The sequence below is a fragment of the Methylotenera sp. genome (assembly GCF_029945705.1).
Classification (GTDB): Bacteria; Pseudomonadota; Gammaproteobacteria; order Burkholderiales; family Methylophilaceae; genus Methylotenera.
Genome location: NZ_JAQSDC010000056.1, coordinates 63,376 through 74,960, shown reverse-complemented (window position 1 = coordinate 74,960; position 11,585 = coordinate 63,376). Strand labels below are relative to the sequence as shown.

Here is an 11,585-nt window from a genome sequence, read left to right as displayed (position 1 = left end):
CTAGCCACACATAGTCTCAGTTTGCAAAATTATGGTGGATTTTTAGAGATGCCCATTAGATAAAGCACCATAATTATGCGACGCAATTTTAACATAAAAAAATTTTCCTTTACGCAAAAACGGTCAATTGAACTCATACAGAATTTACTTTAAAATGCATTTATAAGTCATTGAAAATATTTTAAAGTATCTGTAATTTCTTGGAGGAATTAGCAGACTTAGAAAATACCTGCTTAAAAAACTCCATATGTTGTGACTAGATGCTGCACGACAGTTACGCAATTAGGCTTCAATCAAGAAAAGAAAAGTACAAACCTAACTTCGTAGATATCGCTAACTTCTTAGCAAAGTAATGATTTTAGTTGCATATAAAAACTTTCAACTTTGTACACTAATGCCGTTTAACTTACACTCGAAATATAGTTTACAGCTCAAAATCTATGCCACCAGTAAATTTATTAATATCTCTCAACTGTCTCTTTGTCGGACGCCCGGCACCACGATCCCTAAGAGCATGCTCACTTTCACCTGTTGCCCTCGCATTCTCTCGTTTGATGATACTTGCCTGAGTTTCACTGTATAAGAGCGCAGCTTCTGGGGCACCTTTACGGATATTTGATAACCCTAGCACACTGACTTCAATCTCAAAGTCTCGGTTACGAATGTGTATAATTTGGCCTATGTGCACTTCTTTGGCCGGTTTAGCTCTGTCGCCATCAACATGCACTTTACCAGTTTCAATGGCTGCAGTGGCTAAGCTACGAGTCTTAAAGAAGCGCGCAGCCCATAACCACTTGTCTAGCCTACATTTAGTATCATCATTTTCTATGGATTTTGACATGTTTTGATTAGCACTTTTAACCTAGTCAATATGATTACTTGGTCAATATTTTTGGTGAGTTAGCTTCTAATATTTGTTTGAATGCAATTAATTTGGCTTCAGCAAGTTGATTAATTTCTTTCAGCGTATGGCCTGTAATATGCAACAGACCCTCAGCAGCGTTGTTCATCGTAGCGATATGAAACTGGCCGTTAGCAACGGCATCTACAACTTCGTCACTTAGCATCAAATGTCGCATATTGCGTTGGGGTATTAATACACCTTGTGTGCCATCTAAGCCTATGTCTTTACAGACCCTGAAATAGCCTTCAATTTTTTCATTTAGGCCTCCGACGGGTAATACCTCACCATGTTGACTAAGCGCGCCAGTCACGGCGATGCCTTGCTTAATGGGTAATTGCGTTAATGCTGACAACAGTGCAAACAACTCCGCGCATGAGGCTGAGTCGCCATCTACGCCGTTGTATTCTTGCTCAAACACCAATGAAGCGGTGAGGTTTAAAGGGTTGAATTGTGCAAAATTAGTATGTAACCAGCTTTGCAATATCATCACGCCTTTATCATGCGTTGGGCCGCTCATGGACACTTCGCGGTCAATAGTCAGTACATCTAATCGGCCCGCATAACAGTTTGCTGAAATTCGTACAGGTGACCCAAAACTTGCATCCGCAAGGTCTATGTGCGTTAGGCCGTTAATCTGCCCTACTGATTCGCCATACACGTTAATCATCAATTCATTATCGACAATTGAATCACGCGCATGTGCTTCAATGTAGCTATGGCGGGCATATTTGCGGTTAATCGCAGCTTTTACATCTTCTTTCTCGACTAATTTTGCGCCACGTAACTCTGCTGCAGCTGCGCTTTCTAGCATAAGTTTTTCTAAAACTGCAAACTTAGTACTGATACGCGTTTGATCTTCTTCTAACCTGTGCATGGCTTGCAATAAGCTCAAAACTGCATCAGCCGTAAAATGGCTACAGTTAAATTGCTGACATTTCTGCGCGATAAATGCGGCATAGGCTGCGTAATTTTCTGCATTCGCTTTTACTTTCTCAGCGAATTCAATTTTGATAGGAAAGTAGCTGAAAAAATCATACTTATCATCAATCAATTCATAGTAATCTTCACGCGTCGCCACTAATACAAGCTTCACTGAAACTGGAATCACATCTTGGGCGCTGACAAAGCTAGAGCCTTGACTGCTACTGCTGGTTAAATCTTCAATTTGTAAGGTGCCATTGCGTAAAAAACGGTGCAATTTTTCAAGTAGTTGAGTGCCATTTTGTTCATCCGCCAAAATATCGCGCAGATGCAATAACAATGCACCGCCATCTGCACGCAATAAGTTACCCGCTCTTAAGCGCATAAAGTCTGGCGTAGTGCTTGAATCGCCAGCACTCTCGATGCCACCAAATAATGATTGTAAACTTGGGTCATTGTCGTAAATAACAGGGGCTGGTTGATTTGCCGCGTGCTCAACAAGCACATTAACGCGATAACGCCCAAAAAAGCCTTCACTCAACAGCGCATCTAAATTATTATCATCAGCACTGGCACTAGGTTGCCAAGCCTCCAAAGTATCTAGAATGTCTTTTTGCAGTAACTCAAAATATTGAGTGAGCTGCTTGTTAGCTTGAATTTCTGGAATATTTGTTTTGATCGTACTTATCTGAACATTCAGAAATTCTTGAATTAATGTCGACGCGTTATCTTTAATTTTAGCTTCTAGCAGGCTGGCTAATTCTTTAGCTAATTGACGTACAAACTGATCCAATCCTTGCTTCAATTGCGTGCCAACACCAGCAGGCAGTTTTAAAAATAGCGGCTTAGTATTGCTATCAAACTGATGAAGTGCAATTAAGTCAGAGGGCGCGAATTGCTTAGACGCGGCTTCATGCATAGCGCTTAACATCAGCGTTGTGCGACCAGTGCCAGGTTCACCCAGCGCGAGTAAATTAAAGCCTGCTTGCTGCAAATTCAAACCAAATTCAGCCGCCTTTTTTGCTTCAGATTGCGCTACCCAAGCCTGATGCTGCGCACTTTTGCTATCAACGGCGATAAGTTCTGAAGTATCAGCAAAGTTAAATTGCTCAGCAGAAATATTAAGCGTTAATTGCTGTGGTGATAACAAAGTCGAGCTTGTTGATGTTGAATTGGTAGTGATTGACATGGTGCCTTGCTAATTATTTAAGTGTTAATTTCGTATAAATTTTGTATTAATTTTTCGGTATTTTTATTAACTTTCAAGCCAACGCTCACGCGCATCATCGTCTGTCAGCTTGGCTTCTATCCAACGCTCACCTTGATTGGTCACTTCTTTTTTCCAAAATGGCGCTTCAGTTTTTAAGTAGTCCATAATGAACTCACAGGCTTTAAAAGCTTCTCCACGATGCGCGCTACTCACCGCCACCAATACTATTTGGTCAGTGGGTTGTAATGTACCCACACGGTGAATCACCACTGCATCGAAAATATCCCAACGGCTTTGTGCTTGACTCACAATCGCCTCAAGCGCCTTTTCCGTCATGCCTGGATAATGCTCTAAGGTCAGTTGCGATACGGAATCGCCTTCATTTAAATCACGTACCTGCCCAATAAAGCTCACCACGGCACCTGTATCTTTACGTGCATTACGCAGCAGGTTAATTTCAAAACCTGTATCAAAATCTTGTGTTTGTACGCGGACTGTCATTGTCGAATATTACCGTCTATCCACCCGTAACCGGTGGGAAAAAAGCCACTTCATCACCATCGGCAATTGGCGCATTGTCATCGACTAACTCATGGTTAATTGCGCCTCTCACTTTTAACTTACCCATTAGCATTTGTTGCCAAGTATCGTTGCGCTTCGCAAGGTATGCTTTTAGTTTTAGTACGGTAAGCGAGCGTGCAAAATCATCATCGGGAAAATCTAAATCTTCAGTAGAAAATTTAAGTGTTTCCTTTAATCTTGCGAAATATAATATTTTAATTTTCATATACTTATAAATTTAACTTAATCTTCTTTATCATCAATAATATCTAGCAGATCAAGCGGCTTATTGGCTAATTCTACACGCTCAATTTGGGCAAATCGGCTAGATATCTTTTGACTACTGATATGCACTTCTTGTGCATTCTCATGTGCTTGACGGATATTATCCGCAAGCTTTTTCATACGCTGGTCAAAACGACCAAAATCTTTACTGAGCTTGCCTAACTCTTCTTTAATCACGTGCACTTGCTTGCGTGTTTCAACGTCTTTCAGTACGGCACGTGCGGTGTTAAGCACTGCCATCAGGGTAGTGGGTGAAACCACCCAAACACGCTTATTCATGGCATATTCAATCACATCATTGTGATAGGCATGTAGCTCAGCAAACACCGCTTCGGCGGGTATAAACATCACTGCACCATCAGATGTCACATTTGAAATAATGTACTTATTAGCAATATCATCCACATGTTTTTTAACATCAAGTTTAAACTGCTTTTCAGCCAACAACTGCTCGGCATCACTCAACTTGCTGTCAAACATACGATGATAATTTTCAAGTGGAAATTTGCTATCTACCGCCACCGTTCCTGTCGGGTCAGGTAAGAACAAAGCACAATCTGCACGCGTACCATTTTCAAAAGTATGTTGCATGGCAAATGAATTCACTGGCAACACATTGCGTACCAAGGCCTCCAACTGTACCTCGCCAAACGCACCGCGGCTGCGTTTATCGCCCAATAACTCTTGCAAGCTCACCACATTAGTGGTTAAGCCATCGATTTTCTTTTGTGCTTCGTCTATCGTTGCAAGGCGTGCCATCACATCTATAAACGTCTGATTAGTCTTTTTAAAGCCTTCATCCAAGCGCTCAGAAACTTTGCCACCAATTTGCTCTAGACGGCCATCCACGGCTTTAGTTAAACTTTCTATGCTTTGCGTTAGCGTCGTAGTCGCCTTTAACATCGTGTCATTGATAAGCGCTTGCTGTGACTTGCCTTGCTCGCTCAAAGTAATGTGCAATTTTTCCAACACGGTTTCACGTGTGAACGACAAGCTATTATTCTGCGCCAATTGAAGTGTCTGCATGGCCTCACGTGTCGCTTGCAACTCAGCCGCGACACTAGAACGCAAGCGCTCGCTGGTTTCGTTTGAAGACGTACTTAAACGATCACCCAATTTATTTAAGCCATCGTTAAAATCTAGCAACATGGCACGGTGCTTTTCTTCTAACTGCTGCAAAATCACCGCATTTTTATCTAGCTGGTTGACGCGCAGCATCTGCCAAATCATCAGCGACAAAATGGTAATCGCCACCACTAAAATTAATATTTGTATCATAAGGCGTGATTATACCTGATGCGGATTGCTCCGTTTTTAGAATAAATTACCAAGAAAAATTAACTCGGAAATGAACTAAGCAAACTTGCTATTAATGGCCGTAATAAATGGCCCTAGCTTAGGCGGCTGTGGCTCAACATCGACTTTGATGCCAAACTTCTTCAATGCTACGGTACACACTGGGCCAATAGAGGCCACCATGCTTTTATTAAGCATTGTCTGCAGTGATTGATGGCGACCAAGTGATTCAGCTACTGCAAAAAAATTATAAACTTGTGATGCACTGGTAAAACAGACCATGTCAATTTTACCAGCATCAAGCGCATCCATTAAATCAACCAGCGGTTGAGTGTCTGCGGGCAAACTCCAGCGATAAGTAGCAATCTCGGTGACTAATGCGCCTCGTACTTCTAGGGCTTGCTGAAGCTCCAAGTTGGTATCGCCATAGCGCTGCACCGCTACTCGTTTGCCTTTAATCGTATATTTATCTAACTCAGCAAGTACTTCCGTTGTGGTAAAAGGATCACCCGCAGTAGCATCTATACGCACTTTGTATGAGCGCAATGCTGACGATGGTTTAATCCCTCTCACAAGCACAATTGAAGATTCAAGAATTTGCTTTAACTGCTCAGTAATACCTAATTCATCCGTAGTGGCAAATAAAGCTTTAACACCTACACCAGTCTGAAAAATAAAGAGTTCAGGCGCACTTTTTTGCCAATCGTTAATTAAACTGGTAATTAATACAGGGTCAATATCGGGAATCTCTGCCAATGCAGGCGCCGAAAAAGGCGTACCGCCATACTTTCTCACCAAGTCGGCAAGTTGCTCACCCGCGCGGTTTTCTAAAATGGCAATGGTTTTATTTTTCAATGTACAATTCCTAGGTACTAAACAGATTGATACTAGATAGAAAGACATTAGCCAAAGAGATTTTGGCTAAATAACTTAATGGCTTTAATTCAATAACACTGCAATTAATCCGTGCGTTTTTTTGATATTTGGTTTAAGTTTTCAGTATAACAAATCCTATGCGCGTTAAAACCATATAACTTCAGGCAAGCCTATATTTTCAAGCAGACACTCAATTAAAAAATAATGATTAAACTCAAATTAATTCTTACTCAATGGCTACTAAGCATTACACGTAAGTTACAAAATAATTTCTATTTGTACTTATGCGCACTGCTTTCTGTGCTGATTTTACTGGATGCCAGCCTGTTTCATATTGGTGAAAACATGCGTAACCGCGCGTTTGATTTGATGGTTAAAAATCGTATTGTAAAAGCTAAAGTTGACCCAGACATTGTGATTGTTGATATTAACGAAGCCTCTCTCAATGCGATGGCAAAGGAATATGGCCGCTGGCCGTGGCCACGACAAGTATTTGGCGAGTTTGTAGAGAATATTGAAAGTCAACATCCAAGAGCAATTGTGTTTGATATTTTATTCAGCGATGCGGATGTTTACAACCCTGATAGTGATACTTATTTTAATGATGTGATTGCTGGCACGAACAACACGTTTTTTCCTATGTTGCGCCTATCGCCAGCCAGTGACAATTTAAGCAAAGTCACGCCAGATATGATTCCTGGCATCAAGCGTCAATTAAAGAATGTTGATGGCGAACCTCTTTCAATGGTTAAAAAACCTATCGCCATTGTATTGCCGCATTTTGAAGCAGCACTTAATTCCAAGAGACTAGGCACACATAACATTTACGCAGATACAGATGGCATCGCACGTGAATACAGACTTTGGCATAATGAAAATGGCTGGCTATTGCCCTCATTACCGCTAGCAGTAGGCAACTTTGCACAAATGAACTCAACCCCACTGCCTCAAGATATGCTCATTAACTGGCGTGGTAAGGCATTCACTTATCCTTACGTCAGTTTCAGCGATGTGTATGCCGATATGGCAAGTAAAGTCAAAAAACGTGTACCAAATGAATTTACCAACAAAATAGTCATTATTGGCTCAACCGCGCCTTCATTGTTTGATATTAAAGCCACGGCGATGGCCAAAGAGTTTCCCGGGGTGGAAATATTAGCCACGGCAATCGATAACGTTAAACACGTAGACTACCTACATGTATGGCGCGGCAAAACGCCCTATGTTTTGATGAGTTTGCTGTTGATATGGCTCACTGCTTTGGCGTTTTACCGCAACGTGGACCGCGACAAAGTGACTAAGATTTTCAGTAGCAGTCAGATTACTTTGCTAGGTCTTTCTTACATTGCACTTAACTTTACCAATACTTATTTAGACATTACAGGCCCGATTACTTGGGCAATTATGTATTTCAGTGTGGCAAAAATATATGCGCTGGCTAATGACCGCGCCATGCAAAGATTACTAGCTAACGATATTGAGTCTGGTAAAAAAGGTGCTGCTATCTTGCTGATGCCGATTGTGATTGATAGCGAAGTGCCGTTTAGCGACAGCATGTTAAAAACGCTGCAAAACAACATTACACAACGCTGCACGCTACCCGCCACGGTAGAAATACTAAAAGGCACGCAAAGCGGCATTTGGGGGCTGTTTACCGACATGATTACGGTAAGCTGGGCTTACCAGCACGACAATGCCATAGAAGCTGACAAAGTGAATGCTGATGCTACGCAGTTAGGCTTGCAATTAAAAACCATAGTGCAAAATGCAGGTATGCCAAATGACACTAGCGTACGTTATACCCAACATACAGGTGTGCTAAATGCCGAAAAAGCAATGGATAGTCAATGGCGCGGCTTATTCGCGCAAGCCATTATTAAACTAGATGTTTTAGAAAACAGTCTTTAGAAAACTAGCTTTAAAAGAAAAGAGAACAACACTGATGAGAAAATTAACTCAATGGCTAATCGCAGCAAGCTTTCCAGCACTGCTTATAGCAAATAATAGCATGGCCGCAGAAGCGGGTAGCGCACTTAAAAATGACAGCGTGCGTTTTGAGCCATTTGCCGATGCCAAAGTCACGGGCACATTAAATCGTGGTGATAGCCTTGAAATTATCAGCAAAAAAGGTGCCTGGCTACAAGTGAAATCAAAGAAAAGCGCAGGTTGGGTGCGTTTACTTTCGGTCAAACGTGGAAGCTCTAGCACAGGCAATCAAGTAAGTGGCGTATTGGCTGCAGCCAGTGGTCGCGCTGGTACTGGTCAAGTAGTTTCTACCACAGGGATACGTAGCTTGAGTGCGGAAGAACTTAAAGCCGCCAAATTTAATGAAGCCGAAGTAAAAGCCTTAGAAGGCTATACGCAAAGTGCAGAACAAGGTCGTCAATTTGCTAACGCTGGCAATTTAAAAACCATCTCTTTTCCTAATTTAAAAGCAGCCCCTAATTCAACAGTGGTTAATGGAGGCGCAAAATGAGTCTAACAAGCATAACAAAATTCCGAAAAAACATACTGTTATCAGCCGTGCTTGCAAGTATGTTGGCTGGTGTCAGTATGACCAGCACCGCTTTCAATTTAGGTGACGCATTGAAAGATGCCGCTAAAAAGCAAATTGAACAGCAAACGGGACAAACAGAGGCACCGCAAACGCCAGCCACAGATAGTCAAAACACAACAACTGCGCCAGATACCGCGACAAACGCCGCAACGACAGAGTCTGCTGAGAAAGCGCAACAAACGATTAACTGGAAAAGCCCAAGTAAAGCGGAAGAAATTGCACTTGGCCGTGAAATTACAGGCAACTTGCTAGGCGCTGCGCCACTGGTAAAAGATGAAGCTTTACAGAAATACGTCAATTCCGTAGGTCGCTGGGTAGCATCACAATCAGAAAGGCCTGACTTACCTTGGCACTTCGGTGTCATTGAAAGTGATGATTTAAATGCATTCTCGGCGCCTGGTGGCTACGTGATGATAACTAAAGGCCTGTACCGAAAAATGACTAATGAGGCTCAACTAGCTGGTGTATTAGGCCATGAAATTGGTCATGTAGTGGCAAAACATCAACTCAAGGTTTTACAAAAACAACAGTTGCTTAATATAGGCGCCAGCTTCCTCAGCAAGAAGCTTGGTAAAGACAATAAAATTATTAGTAAAGCGATTGGCAGTGGTGCAGAAATTAGCGCGAGAAGTTTAGATAAAGATGCAGAGTTTGAAGCTGACAGACTAGGCCTAAGCTATGCGACGCGCTCTGGTTATGAGCCATTTGGCTTAACTGACGTGCTACAAATATTGGGGCAGACAAATCCGAATGATAATAGCGTTGCATTGCTATTCAAAACCCACCCACTGCCTGATGAAAGATTGGCTTCATTGGGAGATTCGATTGGCAGCAAACTTGATAATATTACCAACGGAAAAACGCTGGAGAATAGATTTTACAAGCTTAAGAACTAGCGTCTTTAAACTCAGCAACGTACATTAAGCATGTTTCTATTCGACTTCTGTATTTTGTCATCCACGTTAAGTGATGACAAAATACAGAGGCAAAGTCATTACCAATTTCAGCCATTGCGACACATCTCCAATTAAGCGATAATCAACTCGCAACATTATTATTCTTCGAACTAAAACATAAAGTTAACTTTTATGGAATTAGTCGTTATTGGGGCAACACCCTTTTCAGCGTAATAGATTCAACTAAAAAATCTATCGAGGAGCACTCTATGCAATATCAAATTGATACTTTTCTTTTTTCTCTCAATCAATTCTGGCAGCAAGTCGCTATGTTCTTTCCTAAGCTTTTAGCCGTCATTGTCATTTTATTTTGTGGCTGGTTAGTGGCCAAAGTAGCGCGTTTGGCTGTAAAACGAATTTTAAAACTGGTCAAATTTGATCAATATGCTGGCAAATCAGGTTTAGAAGCTTTTTTAAAAAATGATGACTTCGACGTTTCATTGAGTGGCATTGTGAGCCAAGTTGTTTACTGGCTGGTGATTTTGCTATTTGTGATTACTGGCGCCAATGCACTAGGCATGACAGAAGTCGCCATTATGCTCAATCAACTGGCTAACTATCTACCAAAAATAATCGTTGCGATTGTTGTGTTGATATTTGGTACTTTGTTGAGTCGCTTTATTAATCGCCTCGTTTTTGCTTGGCTACATGGCATTAAGTTTGAAGGCGCACTGGCAATTAGTACTTCTGCAGAGTATTTGGTACAAATATTTGCGATTTTTGTAGCGTTAGAGCAATTAGATATTGGCACTCAACTGATTACCGCGTTATTTGTGATTATGTTTGGTGCAGTGTTTTTAGCGCTGGCAATCGCTTTTGGCCTTGGTGGCAGAGAATGGGCAGCTAAAATTATTAGTGAACGGCAAAAACGTTAAATTCATTGCTAGAAATTAAAAACTAGAAACTTACTTAAACCAAGTTTCTAGCCCGTAGCTCCGACTTAATGTAAGCATAATAAATGGGCGCCGCAACAATGCCTGCTAGACCAAATGCGGCTTCCATGCATAACATTGCAATCAACAATTCCCATGCATTTGCGCGAATTTGGCTACCGACGATACGTGCATTTAAAAAGTATTCAAACTTATGAATAATGATTAAATAAGCTAACGATGCAATCGCCACACCTAATGACTGGCTTAAACTAACCACCACAATCATCGTGTTAGAGATTAAATTGCCGATCACTGGAATCAAACCAATCACAAATGTAATAGCAATCATCGTCTTAACTAAGGGCAAATGAATACCCATAAGTGGTAACACTATAGCTAAATAAATCCCAGTAAATGTTGTATTAATGGCTGCTATGCGCAATTGTGCAAATACCACACGTCTAAAAGCATCACTAAACAACTCACCACGCCCCGCTAACGCGCGAGCGAATGGCTTAAAATTATCCATTGCCACCGCCTCGCGTACAGCTAAAATGCCGCCAATAATCATACCAATAAGTACATGTGCTGTGATACGCCCAGCTTCTTTTCCAACACCTTGCAACTCATCAGCATGGCTGCGCAACCACGCTGCGGCTTGCTCTTTAAACGCTATCGCGTCCGCTGGCAAATGTTCGACAATCCAACTAGGAAGTATTTTGCGTGAGTCTTCAATAATCTGCGCCATTTTAGCGAGTAAGACTGTCAGACTACCTGCATCCGATCTAAAAAAAGCGACTAAACCAGCACCAGCAAGGGCGAGTAAACTTACAACAATCACAACTAAAATGCCTACCGCCCATAGCTTGGAGCGATTGCTAGGTTTTTTAGTTGGAAATTTACGTGCAATAAGTGGTGTGATGATATGCACCAACTCATACACCAACAATCCTGAAAGCAAGGCGGGTAGTAAACTAAATTTAAGTACAAAAATTAAAGCGCATGCGGCGATTAGCCAAGCCGCTTTATCGCATACTGATGCTGGCAATAGTTGTGAAGTTTTAGTCATGCAGCCATGTACCTTATAGGCTCCCTTAAAAGATTAGCTTAACAATAGCACACATACATTGGTGCTAAATCTGCA

At 41.6% G+C, this 11,585-nt stretch carries 11 protein-coding genes; 4 read left to right on the top strand and 7 right to left on the bottom strand.

Features of this window, described 5'->3' with window-relative positions:
* Positions 1 to 424: 424 nt before the first annotated feature.
* The 6 genes from PSU78_RS12705 to PSU78_RS12680 form a co-directional block, all read right to left on the bottom strand.
* Positions 425 to 841: an RNA-binding S4 domain-containing protein gene (locus PSU78_RS12705; protein ID WP_300388570.1), complete on the bottom strand. Its 417-nt coding sequence runs from the start codon at positions 839 to 841 to the stop codon at positions 425 to 427.
* A gap of 34 nt (positions 842 to 875) precedes the next feature.
* The gene (locus tag PSU78_RS12700) at positions 876 to 3,014 is read right to left on the bottom strand and encodes an AAA family ATPase (protein WP_300388568.1); all 2,139 of its coding nucleotides are present in this window, start codon (positions 3,012 to 3,014) and stop codon (positions 876 to 878) included.
* A gap of 66 nt (positions 3,015 to 3,080) precedes the next feature.
* Positions 3,081 to 3,536: a molybdopterin synthase catalytic subunit MoaE gene (moaE, locus tag PSU78_RS12695; RefSeq protein WP_300388566.1), complete on the bottom strand. Its 456-nt coding sequence runs from the start codon at positions 3,534 to 3,536 to the stop codon at positions 3,081 to 3,083.
* Positions 3,537 to 3,552: 16 nt separating this feature from the next.
* A complete protein-coding gene (moaD, locus tag PSU78_RS12690) occupies positions 3,553 to 3,822 on the bottom strand; it encodes a molybdopterin converting factor subunit 1 (protein ID WP_300388564.1) in 270 nt (89 codons plus the stop codon).
* 17 nt (positions 3,823 to 3,839) lie between these two features.
* Positions 3,840 to 5,159, bottom strand: coding sequence for a DNA recombination protein RmuC (locus PSU78_RS12685; protein WP_300388562.1), 1,320 nt, complete (start codon positions 5,157 to 5,159; stop codon positions 3,840 to 3,842).
* Between the two features lie 75 nt (positions 5,160 to 5,234).
* Entirely contained in the window at positions 5,235 to 6,032 is a 798-nt protein-coding gene (locus PSU78_RS12680; protein WP_300388560.1) for a uroporphyrinogen-III synthase, read from the bottom strand.
* Positions 6,033 to 6,257: 225 nt separating this feature from the next.
* Between PSU78_RS12680 and PSU78_RS12675 the strand changes: the two genes are divergently transcribed.
* The 4 genes from PSU78_RS12675 (at position 6,258) to PSU78_RS12660 (ending at position 10,441) form a co-directional block, all read left to right on the top strand.
* Complete coding sequence (locus tag PSU78_RS12675; protein ID WP_300388558.1) at positions 6,258 to 7,961, top strand: CHASE2 domain-containing protein; 1,704 nt, start codon at positions 6,258 to 6,260, stop codon at positions 7,959 to 7,961.
* Positions 7,962 to 7,995: 34 nt separating this feature from the next.
* Positions 7,996 to 8,529, top strand: coding sequence for an SH3 domain-containing protein (locus PSU78_RS12670; RefSeq protein ID WP_300388556.1), 534 nt, complete (start codon positions 7,996 to 7,998; stop codon positions 8,527 to 8,529).
* A complete protein-coding gene (locus PSU78_RS12665; protein WP_300388554.1) occupies positions 8,526 to 9,506 on the top strand; it encodes a M48 family metallopeptidase in 981 nt (326 codons plus the stop codon). Before PSU78_RS12670 ends, PSU78_RS12665 begins: the two co-directional genes overlap by 4 nt.
* 269 nt (positions 9,507 to 9,775) lie before the next feature.
* Positions 9,776 to 10,441 carry a hypothetical protein gene (locus PSU78_RS12660; RefSeq protein ID WP_300388553.1) on the top strand — a complete coding sequence of 222 codons (666 nt, stop codon included), beginning with the start codon at positions 9,776 to 9,778 and terminating at the stop codon, positions 10,439 to 10,441.
* A gap of 34 nt (positions 10,442 to 10,475) precedes the next feature.
* On the opposite strand, the gene PSU78_RS12655 is transcribed toward PSU78_RS12660, so the two are convergent.
* A complete protein-coding gene (locus PSU78_RS12655; RefSeq protein WP_300388551.1) occupies positions 10,476 to 11,510 on the bottom strand; it encodes an AI-2E family transporter in 1,035 nt (344 codons plus the stop codon).
* Between the last annotated feature and the right edge of the window lie 75 nt (positions 11,511 to 11,585).

What these genes read in the sequence shown, in the direction of transcription:
- PSU78_RS12705 (WP_300388570.1), bottom strand. Translation starts at nt 841, where the DNA reads ATGTCAAAATCCATAGAAAATGATGATACTAAATGTAGGCTAGACAAG.
- PSU78_RS12700 (WP_300388568.1), bottom strand. Translation starts at nt 3,014, where the DNA reads ATGTCAATCACTACCAATTCAACATCAACAAGCTCGACTTTGTTATCA.
- moaE (WP_300388566.1), bottom strand. Translation starts at nt 3,536, where the DNA reads ATGACAGTCCGCGTACAAACACAAGATTTTGATACAGGTTTTGAAATT.
- moaD (WP_300388564.1), bottom strand. Translation starts at nt 3,822, where the DNA reads ATGAAAATTAAAATATTATATTTCGCAAGATTAAAGGAAACACTTAAA.
- PSU78_RS12685 (WP_300388562.1), bottom strand. Translation starts at nt 5,159, where the DNA reads ATGATACAAATATTAATTTTAGTGGTGGCGATTACCATTTTGTCGCTG.
- PSU78_RS12675 (WP_300388558.1), top strand. Translation starts at nt 6,258, where the DNA reads ATGATTAAACTCAAATTAATTCTTACTCAATGGCTACTAAGCATTACA.
- PSU78_RS12670 (WP_300388556.1), top strand. Translation starts at nt 7,996, where the DNA reads ATGAGAAAATTAACTCAATGGCTAATCGCAGCAAGCTTTCCAGCACTG.
- PSU78_RS12665 (WP_300388554.1), top strand. Translation starts at nt 8,526, where the DNA reads ATGAGTCTAACAAGCATAACAAAATTCCGAAAAAACATACTGTTATCA.
- PSU78_RS12660 (WP_300388553.1), top strand. Translation starts at nt 9,776, where the DNA reads ATGCAATATCAAATTGATACTTTTCTTTTTTCTCTCAATCAATTCTGG.
- PSU78_RS12655 (WP_300388551.1), bottom strand. Translation starts at nt 11,510, where the DNA reads ATGACTAAAACTTCACAACTATTGCCAGCATCAGTATGCGATAAAGCG.